Raw genomic sequence first — 16,875 nt, forward strand, 5'->3', positions numbered from 1 at the left:
CACGCTGCCTTGGCTTTTTCTTTGCAGGAGCGGCGTATTTCCCTTTTGCCCAGGCCCAGCAAAAGCATTGCGCTGCCTGACGCCTTCCCCTATCCTCTCGGTATGCCAGAACAGGCGATCACCGTAAACCTCGCAGAAGAAACCCTTTCCGCACTTGCAGACGCGGCGCAGCGGGAAGGACTCTCCGTGGAACAACTCGTGCCGTTAGTCCTGGACTCATACCTCGCTGAGATGTTGTCTCTCCAGGAAGATCTGGCAGAAGCCGACCGCCAAATCGCTGCGGGCAATACCGTCTCACACGAAGAGATGGTCGCGGAGTTCGAGGCCCGATTTGCCGCACGAAAGAGAACCGAAGCGGCGTGATCCGGTGGACGCGGACAGCCATCCGCCATCTCGAGCAAATTCATGACAAGATTGCGGTCGATCAACCTCTAGCAGCAGCAAAACAATGCCGGTTGGTCTACGAGGCCGTGCAGAATCTCGAAGCATTTCCGCTGCTCGGTGAGATCACCACAGCACCACACGATCGACGAGTCTCTGTCTCAGGCACACCCTATCTTGTCTATTACCGAGTGACCCCAGCCGCGATCTATATCCGCGCCGTCTGGCATAGCGCACGTTTACCGCCGTCGCTGCATTAGCCCGCATTGCCAACCCTTGTCTGACAGCTTTACCCTGCTGCACATGCGCTTCCCCGCCATTGTGCTCGCCATCGCTGCCGTTACGCTGCCCGCAGCAGCCCAGGACATTCACGTCCACGTTGATCCGCACGGCGACGGCTCCATCGCCTCCAGCACCGACTACAAGACGATTCAGAACGCGCTGGACCACGCCCCGCAGCCGCCTGCGCCCTATCGCCTCGTCATCGAGATCACTCCCGGCACGTACAACGAGCGCGTCAACGTCACCCGGCTTCGCCCGCGCGTCACCCTCCTCGGCATGGGCAAGCAGCCGCAGGACACCGTCATCACCGCGTCGATGAACGCCAAAGAGGCCGGTGGCACCTACTTCACCGAGACGCTGCAGGTAAACGCAGACGACTTCGCCGCCGACAATCTCACCGTCGCAAACACCGCAGGCAATACCGGCCAGGCCGTTGCCGCGCTCGTCCGCTCCGACCGCGCCGTGTTCAAGCATGTCCGCTTCCTCGGCAACCAGGACACGCTCTTCGCCGACTTCGGACGTCAGTATTACCTCGACAGCTATATCGAAGGCGGCGTTGACTTCATCTTCGGCAACGCAACCGCGGTCTTCGACCACAGCGAGATTCATTCCATCAGCCACGGCTACCTTACCGCGCAGTCGCGCACCGAACCCGACCAAACCACCGGCTACGTCATCACGAACTCAACGGTCACAGCCTCCGCACCTACACCCCAAGGCACCGGACTCTACATGACGCGACAGGGCTTCTTCCTTGGCCGCCCGTGGCGTCCTTACTCCCGCGTCATCGTCATGCATACCGAGCTACCCGCCACGCTGCAACCAGCAGGCTGGTCCAAGTGGAAGACCAACGACCCCACACCCAAAGCCTTTTACGCCGAGTATGAAAACTCCGGCCCCGGCTGGAAGCCCAAAGACCGCGCCTACTGGTCGCACCAACTTACGGCAAAAGAAGCTGCAGCCTTCGAGCCGCAACGCTTCCTCAGCGGCAACGACCGCTGGGCCCCCATCACGGCAGCCGCCCACCTGCCGTAAAACGTTCTCCTGTCCTACAATCCATCGTGGATAGGAGAACCACCCGCATGACGCGTTCCCGCAGCATCTTCCTCGCCGCCACGCTCGCCCTCACCGCCAGCGCAGCGCTCGCCCAGGACGGCATCAAGGTTAACGACATCGATCACGGCGTCAAGCCCGGCGATGACTTCTACCTCTTCGCCAACGGCAACTGGCAGGCTCGCACCGAGATTCCCGCCGACCGTACCAGCGTTGGCAGCTTCACCATCGTCGCGGACAAGACCGACAAGCAGCTCAAGACCATCTTCGAGCAGCTCGCTTCCAGCCAGCCTGCTCCCGGCACCGACGCCCGTCGCGTCGCCGACCTCTACGCCAGCTTCATGGATGAGGCCAGCATTGAGCAGAACGGCAAGAACTCGCCCGCGGTGAAAGAGCGCCTCGCCGCCATCGCCGCCGTCCACGACCGCAACAGCCTCGCCACCATGCTCGGCCGCATGCTGCGCGCCGACGTGGACCCACTGAACAACACCAACTTCCACACCGCGAACCTTTTCGGCATCTGGGTTGCACCTGGCTTCAACGACTCCGAACACTACGCGCCGTACCTGCTGCAGGGCGGTGGACTGCTGCCCACTCGCGACTACTATCTCAGCGACAGCGAGCACATGAAGTCCGTGCGCACGGCGTACAAGATGCACCTCGCGAAGATGTTCGCACTAGCGGGCTTCAGCGAAGCAGACGTCCGTGCAGAGCGTGTGCTCGCGCTCGAAACAGCGCTCGCCAACGTCCAGATCTCACTCGCTGAAAGCGAAGAGATCCACCACGCCAATAACGTCTGGACGGCTGCCGACTTCGCCCGCAAGGCACCCGGCCTGAATTGGCCTGCGTACTTCGCCGCCGCCAAACTCACCCAGCAGAAGAGCTTCTACGTCTGGCAGCCGACAGCTTTCGCTGGTGAAGCCAAGCTCGTAGCCTCGGAGCCACTCGACGCGTGGAAGGACTGGCTCGCGATCCGCGTGATCGAAAGTGAAGCCATCGGCGTCTCTAACGCCATGGCCGAGGAGCGCTTCGCCTTCTTCGGTACTGTGCTCACCGGCGCACCGCAGCAGCGACCGCGCGAGCAGCGCGGCATCGCTCTCGCCAACGCTATGCTCGGCGACGCCGTCGGCCAGATCTACGTCAAGCAGTACTTCTCGCCGGAAGCAAAGGCTCGCGCTCAGGCCATGGTCAAGAACCTGCTCGTGGCTTACCACGCACGCCTCGAGCACCTGGACTGGATGACGCCTTCGACCAAGGCTGAGGCCCTTCGTAAGCTAGACGCACTGCGCGTCGGCATCGGCTACCCCGACCGCTGGCAATCGTATGCTGGTCTCGAGATCAAGCCCAACGACCTCGCCGGCAATCTCTACCGCGCTGCAATCTTCGACTACCACTACAGCCTTTCGCGCATCGGCAAACCCGTCGACCGCAGCGAGTGGTGCATGGAGCCGCAGACCATTAACGCGGTGAACCTTCCGCTGGACAACGGCCTGAACTTCCCTGCCGCGATTCTGCAGCCGCCGTTCTTTGACGCCAGCGCTCCGGACGCCGCCAACTACGGCGCCATCGGCACCGTCATCGGCCACGAGATCTCGCATACCTTCGACAGCGAAGGCGCAGCGTTCGACAGCAAGGGCAAGGTGCGCGACTGGTGGACACCGGCCGACTTCGACCACTTCAAGAAGGCCACGGCCGCGCTCGCCGCACAGTACGACGCGTATGAGCCCTTTCCCGGAGTTCACGTCAATGGCAAGCAGACTCTCGGCGAAAACATCGCCGACCTGGGTGGCGTGGCGGCATCGCTTGACGCCTTCCACGCCGCACTGAAGCTCAAGCCCGAGACCAACGTCGGGCCCTACAACCCCGACCAGCAGTTCTTTCTCGCCTTCGGACAGATCTGGCGCAGCAAGATGCGCGAGGCGACCTATCGCTCACGCATCGTCGGCGACCCTCACGCCCCGGGCAACTACCGGGCCGACATCGTCCGCAACTCCGACCTCTGGTACAAGGAGTTCGAGGTGAAGCCGGGCGACAAGCTCTACCTCGCTCCCGACCAGCGCATTCGCATCTGGTAAGCGCCCGGAAGCTGCACCCAAATCAACAGGCTCCCCATCCAATGGGGAGCCTGTTCAACATCTGGCCGCAACGCTCTACACTTTAAGCTCGACACCCTCTGCTGCTATGCGCCATATTCTCGTCGCTCTCGAACCCGGTACCGAACCACTCGCTCCCCTGCCTCCGGCGGCTTTCCACCGCACGCTGGAGGAGCCGATCTACTGCCCGAAGTGCGAGGCCACGTACTACCTGACCGCGGACTACGACTGGGTCACGTCGCGGCACTTCGACGAAGAATCGCGACGCCACATCTCCATGCTGAAGAAGGCAATCTTTCTCGAACACGGCACGAACCATCGCACCAAGCACTTCGAGACGAACGGGGTGGTGATCGTCCGACACCAGAAGCCGCGCGAAGAGCCGCTAAACATTCTCGAGATGAAGCCCCTGAATCGTCGCCCGATCTAACGCAGCCAGCAGGGAATTCTCTGCGTATAATCTGCTGCATGGCGAAAGCGATCAGCATCGACGTCCGCGACATTCACTCCGTCACCGATTTCCAGCGCAACGCGAAGGCCCATATCAGCCGTCTGCGCAAGACCAAGTCCCCGATGGTGCTCACCGTCAACGGCACGGCGTCGATCGTTGTGCAGGACGCGGAGACGTACCAGGAACAGATGGACCGCCTGGAGCAGCTTGAGGAAGAGCGCCGCTTTGTTGTCGCGGTCAATGAAGGTCTGGCCGATGTAGAAGCAGGCCGCACTATGTCGCTGGAGCAGTTCCGAACCCGGATGGAGAAGCTGAAAACGAGATCCGGCCATGCAGCATAAGCTCCAGTTCACGGAGGGGGCTGCTCAAGACGCGGAAGCGTACCGTGAATACATTCTTTCGCAAAGCAACGACGACGTTGCGGCAGACACATGGGTTTCCGGCCTTCTCGTCGCAGCCGACTCCTTGAAACAGCTACCTCAACGCTGTGCCCTCATCCCGGAGCATAAGAGCTTTCGTTTTGAACTCCGCAGCCTGCTCTACTCCTCGCACCGCATCATCTTTCGTATCGACGGAAACACAGTTCACGTGCTCCGCATCTACCACGCAGCGGCACGCCCTTTGCGGTCGCTGCGCCAGCGCCCATCACCGCCGAAGAAGTAACCGATAATCGTGCTAAAATGAGAGATTGTGAGCCTTTCTTCCACTCTCGCGCCCCAGGCAGACAACCAAAACGATAAACCCCGCCCGAAGGTGGGCTTTATCTCGCTCGGTTGCCCCAAGAACCTCGTCGACAGCGAGGTCATGATGGGCCTGCTGCATCATGGCGGCGCAGAGATTACGCCGCGTGCGGAAGACGCCGACATCCTCGTCGTTAACACCTGCTCCTTCATCGACTCCGCCAAGCAGGAGTCCGTGGACACCATCCTCGAGATGGTGAACCACAAGGTCGGCCAGGGTGGACGCGCGCAGAAGCTCATCGTCGCAGGCTGCCTCGTCGAGCGCTACCGCGACGAAATCCAGAAGAACATTCCCGAAGTCGATGCCGTCGTCGGCACCGGCGAGCTGGAGGCGATCATCGCCGCCGCGGGCCTCAAACGCCCTGCCCCCGCCGAGCTTGCTCCGTCGCCGTTCAACGTGCTAACGACTGCGCAGATTGAGCGTCACGCCTCGGCCGTAAACCAGCATTCGCGTCCCGAAGGCACCGGCGCACAGATTGTGAACGAAGTCGGCAGCCGCCCCGAAGGAGACGCTCGCGAAGCCGCTGGCCGCTTCTCCCGCGAGACCTGGGACGGCGCCACCGCCGCGCTGCCCACCTATCTCTATACCGCCGAAACGCCGCGCATCCTCGCGACGCCTAAGGCCTCGGCCTACATCAAGATCGCCGAAGGCTGCGACCATCCCTGCAGCTTCTGCATCATCCCGCAGCTTCGCGGCAAGTTCCGCTCGCGCTCCATCGAGTCTGTGGTGCGTGAGGCGCAGCAGCTCATCGCGCAGGGCGTTCGCGAGATCACCCTCATCGGCCAGGACACCACCTGCTTCGGCGAGGACATGCCCAAGGACGAAACCACCGGCCGCCGCCCCGAACTCGCCGACCTGCTCGACGCGCTCGCACCGCTCCCCGGCCTCAAGTGGCTGCGCTTCCTCTACGCCTACCCGAACAAGATCACCACGCGCCTGCTCGAAGCCATCGCGCGCCACGATAACGTCGCCAAGTACCTCGACGTCCCGCTGCAGCACGCCTCGGCCTCCGTCCTACGCCGCATGAAGCGCGGCGGCACCGCTGACCGCTTCCTGCAGATCATCGACAAGGCCCGCAGCATCGTCCCTGGCCTCGTGCTCCGCACGAGCTTCATCGTCGGCTTCCCCGGCGAAACCGAAGAGGACTTCGAAGAACTCTGCGCCTTCGTCACGGCAGCGAAGCTCGACTGGCTCGGCGTCTTCAGCTACTCGGACGAAGAAGGCGCTGGCGCTTTCGACCTCGACCAGAAGGTGCCGAAGCGCACCATCGAAGCACGCCGCCGCAAGCTCATGCGCCTGCAGAACAAGATCAGCCGCAAGGCTCGCAAGGCATGGATCGGTCGCGTGGTCGATGTACTGGTCGAAGGCGAAAGCGAAGAGACCGAACTCCTCTGGCAGGGTCGCACACTCGACATGGCCCCGGAGATCGACGGCAAGGTGCTCATCAACGACTTCGGCCCGCACGAAGAGTTGGTTCCCGGCACGTTCTATCGCGCCGAGATCACCGAAGCCCATGATTACGATGTGGTGGCGACGATCCTCGAATAGACTGCTTGGATGACTCGAGTGAAATCGAAGACACTAGCGGTTCTACTGATCGCAATCGTCGACGCCGTGATTCGCCACACAATGAACGTTCGGCTGTTTCGACTTGGACGGGATGCTTACCTCGCGAAGCAAGCGCACTACTTTGACACAGTGCTTACCCATCATCATTGGATCACTTCGTTTCTTATTGCCTTCATTGGGATATCGTTGGTCGCGCTAGCTTACGAGGGCATCCAGTGGCTATTGCCTCGTCCGGACAAGTCATAGCTGCATCTTTCCAACCGTACTCGTCATCTCCTCTACTGAAGGAGAACTTCATGGACCTGCAACTCAAAGGCAAGACCGCGATCGTCACCGGCGGCTCCACTGGCATCGGCCTCGCGATCACCAAAGCCCTCGCCGCCGAAGGCGTGATCGTTACCGTCCCCGGCCGCTCGAAGGACAAGCTCGAAGCCGCGCTCCAGGGCATTCCGCACGTGCAGCCTCTCGTCGCTGACGCTGCCACGGCAGAGGGCTGCGACGCCATCATCGCCGCCGTGCCGAACACCAACATCCTCATCAACAACCTCGGCATCTACGAGGCCAAAGAGTTCGCCAAGATCAGCGACGCCGACTGGCTGAAGCTCTTCGAAGTGAACGTGATGAGCGGCGTGCGTCTCTCGCGCCACTACTTCCCTCTCATGCTCGCGAAGAACGAAGGCCGCATCCTCTTCATCTCCTCCGAGTCCGGCGTGAAGACGCAGTCCGACATGATCCACTACGGCATGACGAAGTCTGCACAGCTCGCCGTCTCGCGCGGCCTCGCCGAAGCCACCAAGGGCACGCGCGTCACCGTCAACAGCATCCTGCCCGGCCCCACGCGCTCCGAAGGCATCGTCGGCTTCCTGCAAGGCCTATTCCCCGGCGAAAACCTCACCGACGCGCAGGCCGAAAAGAAGTTCTTCGACGTCTACCGCAACACCTCGCTGCTGCAGCGCCTCATCGAAAGCGAGGAGGTCGCCAGCCTCGTCGCCTACATCGCCAGCCCGCTTTCCGCTGCGACCAACGGTGCCGCATTGCGTGTCGAAGGTGGCCTCATTAGCACTATGATTTAGCTGGAGTCACGCATCATGTCCAAAGCGCTTTTCTGTCCTACGTGCAAGACAACCGTCCTCGCTGAAAACGAGAACTTCCCTTTCTGTTCCGATCGCTGCCGTTTGATCGACCTGGGCAAGTGGGCGTCGGGTGACTACAAGGTCTCCTCGCCGATCATGGATCCGGACCTGCTTGAAGAGCTCGAACATCAGCAGCTCAAGTCGGAGCTGAACGGCGACCTCGACACAAAGTGGAAGAACTAAAAACAGGAAAGCCCTGAGCGCGATGCTCAGGGCTTTCTTCGTTGTGACGGATGCGAGCTACTGCTTCAGGCCACGCTCTTCGAGCATGGGCTCCACGTCCGGATGGCTGCCGTGCCAGCGGTCGTACATCGTTTGCAGGTCTTCGGTGTTGCCACGCGAAAGAACCATCTTGCGGAAGCGCTCGCCGTTCTCGCGCGTCATGCCGCCGTGCTTCTCGAACCAGTCAAACGCTGCATCGTCGAGCATTTCGCTCCACAGATACGCGTAATAGCCAGCCGAGTAACCGTTCGACCAGATGTGCTGGAAGTAGCTGGAGCGATAGCGCGGCGGCACCTTCGCCATGTTCATGTGCGTACGCGCAAGCGCCTGCTTCTCGAACGCATCGACGTCCGTCACATGCGCGTCCGTGCCGATAGTGTGCCATTGCATGTCGAGCTGCGCTGCAGCCAGAAGCTCACCGAACATATAGCCTTCGTTGAACTTCGAGGCTGCGTCGATCTTCTTCTTCAACTCTGCAGGCATGGGTGCGCCGGTCTTGTAGTTCTTCGCATAATGCGCGAAGACCGTCGGCTCACTCGCCCAATGCTCGTTGAACTGCGAGGGAAACTCAACGAAGTCGCGCGGAACGCTGGTGCCGGAGAGCGAAGGGTATTCGCTATCGGCAAACATGCCGTGCAGCGCGTGGCCGAACTCGTGGAAGAGCGTGCGCACGCCGTCGAAGTCGATCAGCGCAGGCTCGCCAGGGGCAGGCTGCGGCAGGTTCAGCGTGTTCTTCACGACAGGTAGAGTGCCGAGCAGCTTTGACTGTCCGACGAAGCTGCTCATCCATGCGCCACCACGCTTGTTATCACGCGCGAAGTAGTCACCATAGAAGAGCGCGAGCGGCTTGCCGTCCTTATCGAAGACCTCCCAGACGCGAATCTCCGGGCGATAGACGGGGATGTCTTTGCGCTCCTCGAACGTGATGCCGTACATGCGATTCGCGGCGTAGAACACGCCATCTTCGATCACTCGATCGAGCAGGAAGTATGGCTTCACCTCAGAGCTATCGAAGCTGTACTTCGCCTTGCGCACCTGTTCGGAGTAGAACTCCCAGTCCCAGGGCTGAAGCTCGAAGCCACCCTTCTGCTCATCGATCAACGCCTGAATGTCCTTCGCTTCTCCGTCGGCCTTTGCAACCGTCGCCGGGACGAGATCGTTCATGAACTTGAGCGCGTTCGCAGGCGTCTTCGCCATCTGATCCTGCAGGTTCCATGCCGCGAAGTTCGGAAAGCCAAGCAGCTTCGCCTTCTCGGCGCGAAGCTCGGCGAGGCGAAGCACCGTGGCGCGCGTATCGTTCGCGTCGCCATGCTCATTGCGCAGCCAGGAGTTCTCAAAAATCTGCTTGCGCGTGTCGCGGTTGGAAAGCTCGGCGAGGTCCGGCTGCTGCGTCGTATTCTGCAGCGGCACCACGTAGCCATCCACCTTGCGCGTCTTCGCTGCCGTCTGCGCGGCGGAGAGCTGTGCTGGGCTCATGCCCGCGAGTGCGGCCGCATCGGTCGTATGGAAGGCACCGTCCTTCGTGCCTGCAAGCAGCTTCGTTACGAAGCTTGTCGAAAGCGAAGCAAGCTCTTCGTTGATCTTCTTCAGCTTCTCTTTGTCTTCAGGCGAGAGCTTGGCACCGGCCTTGATAAAGCGCTGGTACTGCACCTCGAGCAGGCGTTCGCTCTCGGGGTCGAGATTGAGCGTGGCGCGCTCGTTATAGATCGTCTCCACGCGCGCAAAGAGCTTCGGGTTCAGGTAAATCGAATCGCTCAGTGCAGCCATCTTCGGCGAAGAACGCTTTTCCAACGCCTGCAGTTCGGGGTCGGTGTTCGAACCGGAGAGATCGGAGAAGACAGCCATCACGCGCTGCAGTAGGCGGCCTGTACGCTCCATGGCGACGAGCGTGTTCGCGAAGGTCGGCGCGGCAGGATCGTTCGCAATCTTCTCCATCTCCGCACGCTTCTGCGCGATGCCTGCGTCCATCGCCGGTTCAATGTCGCTATCGTGGATGCGATCAAACGGAGGTGCCTGGAACGGCAGCTTGCTCTCTGCATAGAACGGGTTGTCCGGACCGAACGCCTTCGCGTTGTCCGCTGCCTGAGCGATCACCGTTGCTGATCCCATCGCGATACACACTCCCAGCTTCTTGAGCTTGTTCATTCTCACAGTCTCCACTTTTGCAGGCCTCGATACAATCGTGTTGATGAAAGAGAATGCAATCAAACGAACGCCGTGGGCGTGGACCATTGGCACTTTTTTCGGCGTGGGCAATTTAAAGCCCGGCCCGGGCACGTACGGCTCCGTGGCTGCGATGCTGCTGTGGATGCTTGCGGGGCATTTCCTCGTAGTAAGCAACGAGCACACCGTAAGCGTGGGCAGCACTACGGTCGTGCTTCACACTCACTTTGTGCTGTTTGCGTTGTTGACCGTTCTCGCGATGATTGCTGTCACGCTCATCGGCATTCCGGCCTCAACGATCGTCGCCCGCGAAGCTGGCCGCGAAGACCCTGGCTTTGTGGTCATCGACGAGGTTGCGGGGCAGTTCTTTGCGCTGGTCGCGCTGGCTCCCTCGTGGAAGCACGCGTTTCTCGGCCTCGCCCTGTTTCGCCTCTTCGACATCTGGAAGCCGTGGCCGATTCGCCGATTCGAAGATTTGCCCGAAGGTACCGGCATTATGCTCGACGACGTCGTCGCCGGAGCGATTGCCTTCGTGGTGGCACAACTGCTCGTTCACTTCGTTCCTGCTCTGCGGTAGTTGCACGCAGAGCGTTGCCGCACTAGCCTTGAGAGACAAGCGATGAGCCTTCTGCACCCATCCCGCACTGCACTGATGCCGCACCTCTCCGCCATCTCACCCCACGCGGCCATCCCCGGCGGCGTCTTCGAGGTGCTGGGCGAACACCTGGTGTTGAACACCAACGACGGGCCGCAGATGCCGCTAGCGTACTTCGGCCAGCTTGCGGCGTCGCTCGACATGGTGCGCCCGACGCGCCTGCTGGCCCGCGTGCCTGAAGGCGCGATTTCGTCTGAGTTCACGCTGCGCACCTCGCCTGATGTCAGCAATCATGCGGCGACGTCGAATCCGATCTTCGCCAATATTGGCGTGTCCATGGCCGAGAACCTGCACCTGATCGCGAACCCCTGCGTTGATGCCACGGGGAACGTCTATGCAATGGTTTCCGGTTCACGCGGGCAGAAGGTTCCGGTCAGCATCTATCGCATCGACCGCGATATGCAAATGCGTCCGTTTGCGCGCGACCTGCTGAATGTTTCAGCGCTGGCTATCGGCCCGACCGGAGACCTCTTCGCCAGTTCGCGCTCGGAAGGCACGGTCTACCGCATCACGCCCGAAGGCCATATCAGCATCTTCGCCGAGGGCATGGGTACAGCCACGGGGCTGGCCTTCGATAGCCAGGGAAACCTGTTTGTCGGCGACCGCTCGGGCACGATCTTCAAGATCCATCCTGATGGCGAGATCTTCGTCTTCGCCACGCTGGAGCCTTCTGTCGCGGCCTACCACCTCTGCTTCCAGGCCGATGGCGTTCTGCTGGTGACGGCCCCCACAACGTCGTCACAGCAAAGCATTCACGCAATCGAGCCGGACGGCACGACGAGCGTTTTTTTTCGCGGACTGGGTCGACCGCAAGGCATGGCGCTCGATACAGACGGCAACCTCTACGTTGCGGCTTCACTACAGGGTCAGCGCGGCATTGTGCGCATCACACACTCCAAGCAAGCCGAGCTGTTCATCTCCGGCAACGACCTCGTCGGCATGTGCTTCATGGAAGATGGCTGCGCCGCGTTAGCTACCGCGCACACTCTCTTCTATGTCGATCTTGGTGTCGATGGACGACCGCTGACGCAGTCTTCTCTGTGAAACGCGAACTCCATCGAGAGCCTTCAGACGCGGAACTGGAGCTTGCCGCACAGCGTCGCAAGCTTCGCGCGTTGCAGAGAGTCTTTGCAGAGAGCGAACTAGCTCTTGGCGAAGTGCGCGATCAGTTGATGAGCTTTGAAGGACGCTACATTCGCCAGGTCGGACGCTTGTACAAAGAGCTGGACGAGTGGCACCGCAAGCGCGAAGCGTTGCATAAAAAGCCGGGTAGTGAGGAAGACTTTTCCGACATCGCCGATGAGCCGCTGGAGGCCGAACGCGTGCAGATTGCGCAGACGATTCGCTCTCTCTTTCGCGAGGTCGCCAAGCGACTGCATCCGGACTTTGCTTCCGATGCGGCGGATGAAGTTCGCCGCACACGCCTGATGGCACAAGCCAACGACGCGGCCCGACGTGGCGACCGCGCAGCGTTGGAGCGCATGTTGCGCGGCTTCGAGCTTCCCTTCGCGGCAAACTCCGCAGAAGCGATGGTAGCCGAGCTGGCGTATCTGAAAGCGCAGACGGAAGAGCTCGCGAACTCCATCGCGAAGGCAGATGCTGAACGCGAGAAGCTGACTCACTCCGAGATGGCAGCGTTGCAGCGGCAGTGCATTGCTGCGGCTCTTGAAGGCCGCGACCAGTTGGCCGAAATGGCCGTGCGCGTGAAGGGGCTGATCGGGATCGCCATGCGGCAGTACGAACTGGACCTCGACCGCATCAAGCGGCCGCCGCGCGGCGCCATGGCCGAGTCCCTGCTCACGGCTGAAACAGCCACCACGTTTCGTTTCGTGAACGGCAAACGCCAAAACCGCTAACACATCCCCACGCGGCGGGCGTACCATCCAAGCTGACAATATGCTTGCGGAAATCATCGCGATCGGCAGCGAAATGCTGACGCCGGATCGCCAGGACACGAACTCGCTTTATCTCACGCGCGGCCTTAACGGGCTGGGCGTTTCCGTCGCCTTCAAGACCATCGTCGGCGACAACCGCCAGCACCTGGCCTATGCGATTCGCATCGCGCTGCGCCGGGCAGACGTTGTTCTTCTTTCGGGCGGTCTTGGTCCCACAGAAGACGACCTGACGCGCGAGTGCGCCGCCGAAGCTCTGGGCGTTACGCTGCACCGCGACCCTGACCTCATGGTCGCGCTGACTCGGCGCTACGCTGAACGACGCACAACGATGCCGACCAACAACGAGCGTCAGACCGAGGTGCTCGACGGCGGTGTCGTGCTGCCGAACGCCAACGGCACGGCACCGGGCCAGTGGCTCGACACGACCGTGGAAGGGCATCGCAAGATTCTCATCCTGCTGCCCGGACCACCGAAGGAACTGAAGCCGCTCTTCGACACCGAGTGCGTGCCACGGCTAGCGGCGACGCTGCCGCCGCGCTTTATGGCACGCCGCCAACTGCGCATGGCGCTGATGCCGGAGTCGCAGGTGGACGCCCGCACAGCGCCGATTTACCAGAAGTTCACCGACGTAGAGACGACGATCCTGGCCGGTCACGCGGAGATTCAACTGCACTTCGTCTGCTCGAAGCCAACGCAGGAAGAGGCCGACCGCCGCGTCAACGAAGTGACGGAGCTGGTCGAGCATGAGATGGGCGATGACATCTTCTCCTCGCACGGCGAGTCGCTCGAAGAGATCGCCATCCTGATGCTTGGCCTGCAGGACATGACGCTGTCCGTCGCCGAAAGCTGCACCGGGGGCCTGCTCTCCGAGCGCCTGACCTCGGTGGTCAACGCCTCGCGCAGCTTCTTTGGTGGAGCAATCGTGTACTCCAGCGAGCAGAAGACGCGCCTTTGCGGCGTGCCAGCGGAGCTGATCGAAGAGTACGGAGCGGTCTCCGAACCAGCCGCACGGGCGCTCGCCGAGGGTATTCGACGCGCTACCGGGAGCACGTTCGGGCTATCGATCACCGGCATCGCCGGACCGGGTCTCATGGACGGCCCGGACGCCGGAAAACCCATTGGCCTGGTCTATATCGGACTCTCCGACGAGGAAGATACCCAGGTCAAGCAGGTGCAAATTACCGGCGACCGCGAACGTGTCCGCCTGTGGGCGTCCCAGCACGCGCTGGAGATGCTTCGCAGGCGTTTGCAATAACAGTCTAATAACGCACAGATCACCTCACAGGTGCTTGGTACACTCAAACCGACACGATGGCCTGGATACTCACGATCGTCTACGCTTACCTGCTCGGGTCTATCCCGTTTGGCTACATTCTCGTTCGCTCGTTTCAGGATGAGGACATTCGCCAGTCGGGCTCGGGCAACATCGGAGCGACCAACGTCGCTCGCTCCAACAAGGTGCTTGGCATCGGCACGCTTCTGCTGGACGCCCTGAAGGGCTGGCTCGCCGTTGTGCTGACGCACGTAGTGGTGAAGGCCTTTCACCTCGGCACGCCGAACCCTGCGATGGACCTGGCCGCACTGGCGGGGCTGATGGCGGTCATCGGGCACATGTTCCCGGTGTGGCTTGGCTTCCGCGGCGGCAAAGGCGTGGCGACGGCGCTGGGCGTCTTCCTCGCGCTCTCCTGGCCCTCTGCGCTGGCGGCTGTGGCCGTCTTCATCGTCGCCATGGTGCTCTCCAAGTACGTCTCCGTCGGCTCTATCGTTGCGGCGATTGCTCTGCCGATCTTCGCGTGGCTGCTGACGCCGCACCGCACCGTCTTCTTCCTGCTGTGCTCCATCCTGATGGCTGTACTCGTCGTCTGGAAGCATTCCTCGAACATCGCTCGCCTGCGCGCGGGCACCGAGAGCAAGTTTCTCCGCTAAGCCACCTTTAGCCATTCGCAACGCCTGGAGTCAGCACGACATGAGTCGCATCGCCGTTATCGGAGCCGGAAGCTGGGGAACAGCGCTGGCAGTCTCTCTTGCACGCCGTGGCGGCCATGAGCTGACGCTGTGGGCGCATTCGCCGTCGCACGCAGAAGAACTCGCCGACACGGGAGAAAACACACGATACCTGCCCGGCTTCATCCTGCCGGCAGACATCCGCGTCACCGCGAAGCTGGAAGAAGCCATTCAAGGTGCAGCAACCATCCTCTGCGCGACGCCCTCGCAGGCGCTGCGCTCGGTCATGGAGCAGATCGCTTCGTCGCTCACCAAGGACCAGATTCTCCTCTCTGCCTCCAAGGGCATCGAGGAAAAAACCTTCCTGCGCATGTCGCAGATCATGTCCGAGTACGCACCCGAGAACCCTATCGGCACGCTCGGCGGCCCGTCCTTCGCACAGGAAGTTGCCGCAGCCATGCCGACCGCAATCACCATCGCGACGGACGACACCGTAACCGGCAAGCGTCTGCAGGATGACTTCTCCTCCTCGTCTCTGCGCGTCTATCGCAATGAAGATGTGATCGGTACAGAGCTCGGCGGAGCGTTGAAGAACGTCATCGCACTGTCTGCAGGCGTCGTCACCGGTCTGGAGCTGGGCAATAACGCTGCGGCTGCGCTCATCACGCGCGGCATGGTGGAGATTACCCGGCTCGCCATGGCCTGCGGAGGACGTCGCGAGACACTCAGCGGCCTGAGCGGCATCGGCGATCTCGTGCTTACCTGCACCGGCGGCCTTTCGCGCAACCGCACCGTGGGCATCGAACTGGGCAAGGGCCGCAAGCTGCCGGAGATTCTCGAATCGCTTAACGGCAAGGTGGCTGAAGGCGTTCGCTCCACCACGGCTGCGCTTGGCCTGGCCGCACGCTATGGCGTGGAGATGCCGATCACCGAGCAGATGGCCCTGATCCTGCACCAGGACAAGAGCCCCAAGGACGCCATCCGCGAGCTGATGTCGCGCCCCGGACGCACCGAATAATCACTGCAGATCTTCCGGCAAAACATTCAGCCGCGAGCGTCTCAACATCTCAGCAACCAGCCCCGGCGCCTCCCACGGTACATCGTGGAATGCGCTGCCGTGGACAAACGCTGACGTGGGGTCGCGCATCAACTCCTGCGGAAACAGAGCGATGGTTTTGTCGTTCACACGCACGGGCCGATCCTCGACCACAGCGTTCAGCACACCGCGAACAAACTCCGCGACGAGATCGCTTCCCACACCCAGCGGCAGGTGAACAAGCTGTGTTGGCCGCAGGTTCATCTCCAGGAGCATCTGCTGGCCGGTCACCGGGTCGGGCTTGTAGTCCGCACCGACAAAGCCGCGCAGCTTCAGACGCTCGATCATCCAACCCAGTTCGCGTTCGATCGTCGCATCATGCACCAGCCTCAGAACGCTCGCAGCGCCGCGCAGCGCCCAGCTACGAACGACCTCGAAGACCAGGCAGGCACGCATCTCTCCATCCACGGCCACCGCCATCGCCGTGCGTTCGCCACCGTCTCCGGGAAGACACTTCTGCGCGCTCACCGTGTGTGGCGTGCGCCGGAGACTCGACAGCACATGGTTCCATTCGTCATCGACGAAGCCGCGCTTCAGCGCACGCACCATGCCCGGAGCGTCATGTAATGCCTTCCATGCCCGTTTGGCCTCGGACTCCGTATGAGCAATCCGCACCCCTTGTCCGCCAAAGCTGGCATCGGACTTCAGCACCAGTGGAAGCCCCAGGGTACGCACCGCCTCCGCAACCGTTTCACAACGAGGCAGCGGCATCATCTGCGGAACGGCAATTCCCAGATCGCGAGCCTCTTCCAGCAACGCATAGCGCGACCCCGCAACACGTTGCGCCATGCGGTCTCCAAGGGACCGCGACATCAGGTTTGCCACCTCAGCATCCGTCGAGGCAAGCTCCAGCAGTTGCTCCAGCACAACCTCGTCGCAGGGAATCACCGCGTCGTGCGGTGAAGCTCGTACCGCAGTCAGCAACGACCGCTTCGGCTGCAGTGCACGATATGGCGTGAACTGCTTGATGGCATCGGTTACCAGCGCCGGGTGTCGCGCAGGCCCCACCAGGTCGACGTCACAGCCGAGGGCAGCCAGGCTCAACGCCAGCTTGGCCGTCGACACCCATTCACGGCACGAGGCCAGCAATACTCGAGGCACCAGTTCATTCTCAGCGGGGAGCACACTGAGAAGTCTACGCAGTGGAAGTGCGCTTGCGGTAAGGAAAGCAGCAAAGCTTTTCAACACGCGTACAAT

At 61.6% G+C, this 16,875-nt stretch carries 18 protein-coding genes; 16 read left to right on the forward strand and 2 right to left on the reverse strand.

What is annotated here, in order from left to right; all coding sequences use genetic code 11:
• Nucleotides 1–9 precede the first annotated feature (9 nt).
• The 10 genes from PW792_12485 to yacG all read left to right on the forward strand — a co-directional run bounded on the left by PW792_12485 (nt 10) and on the right by yacG (nt 7,886).
• Nucleotides 10–363, forward strand: a complete 354-nt coding sequence (locus PW792_12485; protein ID MDE1162748.1) for a hypothetical protein — start codon at nt 10–12, stop codon at nt 361–363.
• Nucleotides 360–641: a type II toxin-antitoxin system RelE/ParE family toxin gene (locus PW792_12490; protein ID MDE1162749.1), complete on the forward strand. Its 282-nt coding sequence runs from the start codon at nt 360–362 to the stop codon at nt 639–641. The genes PW792_12485 and PW792_12490 overlap by 4 nt, the downstream gene beginning before the upstream one ends.
• 16 nt (nt 642–657) lie before the next feature.
• Entirely contained in the window at nt 658–1,698 is a 1,041-nt protein-coding gene (locus PW792_12495; GenBank protein ID MDE1162750.1) for a pectinesterase family protein, read from the forward strand.
• 47 nt (nt 1,699–1,745) lie between these two features.
• Nucleotides 1,746–3,791, forward strand: a complete 2,046-nt coding sequence (locus PW792_12500; GenBank protein MDE1162751.1) for a M13 family metallopeptidase — start codon at nt 1,746–1,748, stop codon at nt 3,789–3,791.
• Between the two features lie 106 nt (nt 3,792–3,897).
• Nucleotides 3,898–4,239, forward strand: a complete 342-nt coding sequence (locus PW792_12505) for a hypothetical protein (GenBank protein ID MDE1162752.1) — start codon at nt 3,898–3,900, stop codon at nt 4,237–4,239.
• A gap of 38 nt (nt 4,240–4,277) precedes the next feature.
• Nucleotides 4,278–4,601, forward strand: coding sequence for a type II toxin-antitoxin system prevent-host-death family antitoxin (locus PW792_12510; GenBank protein MDE1162753.1), 324 nt, complete (start codon nt 4,278–4,280; stop codon nt 4,599–4,601).
• On the forward strand, nt 4,591–4,923 hold the full coding sequence (locus PW792_12515) for a type II toxin-antitoxin system RelE/ParE family toxin (GenBank protein ID MDE1162754.1): 333 nt from the start codon (nt 4,591–4,593) through the stop codon (nt 4,921–4,923). Before PW792_12510 ends, PW792_12515 begins: the two co-directional genes overlap by 11 nt.
• Before the next feature lie 27 nt (nt 4,924–4,950).
• Nucleotides 4,951–6,549, forward strand: coding sequence for a 30S ribosomal protein S12 methylthiotransferase RimO (gene rimO, locus PW792_12520; protein ID MDE1162755.1), 1,599 nt, complete (start codon nt 4,951–4,953; stop codon nt 6,547–6,549).
• 317 nt (nt 6,550–6,866) lie between these two features.
• Nucleotides 6,867–7,643, forward strand: a complete 777-nt coding sequence (locus tag PW792_12525; GenBank protein ID MDE1162756.1) for an SDR family NAD(P)-dependent oxidoreductase — start codon at nt 6,867–6,869, stop codon at nt 7,641–7,643.
• Between the two features lie 15 nt (nt 7,644–7,658).
• Nucleotides 7,659–7,886, forward strand: a complete 228-nt coding sequence (gene yacG, locus PW792_12530) for a DNA gyrase inhibitor YacG (GenBank protein ID MDE1162757.1) — start codon at nt 7,659–7,661, stop codon at nt 7,884–7,886.
• A 57-nt stretch (nt 7,887–7,943) separates the two neighbouring features.
• Here the strand turns inward: yacG and dcp are convergent, their stop codons facing one another.
• A complete protein-coding gene (gene dcp / locus PW792_12535; GenBank protein MDE1162758.1) occupies nt 7,944–10,070 on the reverse strand; it encodes a peptidyl-dipeptidase Dcp in 2,127 nt (708 codons plus the stop codon).
• 43 nt (nt 10,071–10,113) lie between these two features.
• On the opposite strand from dcp, the gene PW792_12540 reads away from it, so the two are divergent.
• The 6 genes from PW792_12540 to PW792_12565 are packed head-to-tail and all read left to right on the forward strand — an operon-like array spanning nt 10,114 to nt 15,600.
• On the forward strand, nt 10,114–10,665 hold the full coding sequence (locus tag PW792_12540; protein MDE1162759.1) for a phosphatidylglycerophosphatase A: 552 nt from the start codon (nt 10,114–10,116) through the stop codon (nt 10,663–10,665).
• Between the two features lie 42 nt (nt 10,666–10,707).
• Entirely contained in the window at nt 10,708–11,787 is a 1,080-nt protein-coding gene (locus PW792_12545; GenBank protein MDE1162760.1) for a gluconolaconase, read from the forward strand.
• Nucleotides 11,784–12,599: a hypothetical protein gene (locus tag PW792_12550; protein ID MDE1162761.1), complete on the forward strand. Its 816-nt coding sequence runs from the start codon at nt 11,784–11,786 to the stop codon at nt 12,597–12,599. Before PW792_12545 ends, PW792_12550 begins: the two co-directional genes overlap by 4 nt.
• A 40-nt stretch (nt 12,600–12,639) precedes the next feature.
• A complete protein-coding gene (locus tag PW792_12555) occupies nt 12,640–13,893 on the forward strand; it encodes a competence/damage-inducible protein A (protein ID MDE1162762.1) in 1,254 nt (417 codons plus the stop codon).
• Nucleotides 13,894–13,949: 56 nt separating this feature from the next.
• Nucleotides 13,950–14,564: a glycerol-3-phosphate 1-O-acyltransferase PlsY gene (plsY, locus tag PW792_12560; protein MDE1162763.1), complete on the forward strand. Its 615-nt coding sequence runs from the start codon at nt 13,950–13,952 to the stop codon at nt 14,562–14,564.
• Nucleotides 14,565–14,604: 40 nt separating this feature from the next.
• Nucleotides 14,605–15,600, forward strand: coding sequence for an NAD(P)-dependent glycerol-3-phosphate dehydrogenase (locus tag PW792_12565; GenBank protein ID MDE1162764.1), 996 nt, complete (start codon nt 14,605–14,607; stop codon nt 15,598–15,600).
• Here PW792_12565 and PW792_12570 read toward each other — a convergent pair whose 3' ends face one another.
• On the reverse strand, nt 15,601–16,779 hold the full coding sequence (locus PW792_12570) for an ATP-grasp domain-containing protein (protein ID MDE1162765.1): 1,179 nt from the start codon (nt 16,777–16,779) through the stop codon (nt 15,601–15,603). It abuts the gene before it with no gap.
• Nucleotides 16,780–16,875: the final 96 nt, after the last annotated feature.

The organism is Acidobacteriaceae bacterium (assembly GCA_028283655.1).
GTDB lineage: Bacteria > Acidobacteriota > Terriglobia > Terriglobales > Acidobacteriaceae > Granulicella.

Bases quoted from the DNA above. Each gene is read 5' to 3' on its own strand.
- PW792_12565 (MDE1162764.1), top strand. From the start codon at position 14,605: ATGAGTCGCATCGCCGTTATCGGAGCCGGAAGCTGGGGAACAGCGCTG.
- PW792_12540 (MDE1162759.1), top strand. From the start codon at position 10,114: ATGAAAGAGAATGCAATCAAACGAACGCCGTGGGCGTGGACCATTGGC.
- PW792_12545 (MDE1162760.1), top strand. From the start codon at position 10,708: ATGAGCCTTCTGCACCCATCCCGCACTGCACTGATGCCGCACCTCTCC.
- yacG (MDE1162757.1), top strand. From the start codon at position 7,659: ATGTCCAAAGCGCTTTTCTGTCCTACGTGCAAGACAACCGTCCTCGCT.
- plsY (MDE1162763.1), top strand. From the start codon at position 13,950: ATGGCCTGGATACTCACGATCGTCTACGCTTACCTGCTCGGGTCTATC.
- PW792_12525 (MDE1162756.1), top strand. From the start codon at position 6,867: ATGGACCTGCAACTCAAAGGCAAGACCGCGATCGTCACCGGCGGCTCC.
- PW792_12505 (MDE1162752.1), top strand. From the start codon at position 3,898: ATGCGCCATATTCTCGTCGCTCTCGAACCCGGTACCGAACCACTCGCT.
- PW792_12515 (MDE1162754.1), top strand. From the start codon at position 4,591: ATGCAGCATAAGCTCCAGTTCACGGAGGGGGCTGCTCAAGACGCGGAA.
- PW792_12555 (MDE1162762.1), top strand. From the start codon at position 12,640: ATGCTTGCGGAAATCATCGCGATCGGCAGCGAAATGCTGACGCCGGAT.
- dcp (MDE1162758.1), bottom strand. From the start codon at position 10,070: ATGAACAAGCTCAAGAAGCTGGGAGTGTGTATCGCGATGGGATCAGCA.
- PW792_12510 (MDE1162753.1), top strand. From the start codon at position 4,278: ATGGCGAAAGCGATCAGCATCGACGTCCGCGACATTCACTCCGTCACC.
- PW792_12500 (MDE1162751.1), top strand. From the start codon at position 1,746: ATGACGCGTTCCCGCAGCATCTTCCTCGCCGCCACGCTCGCCCTCACC.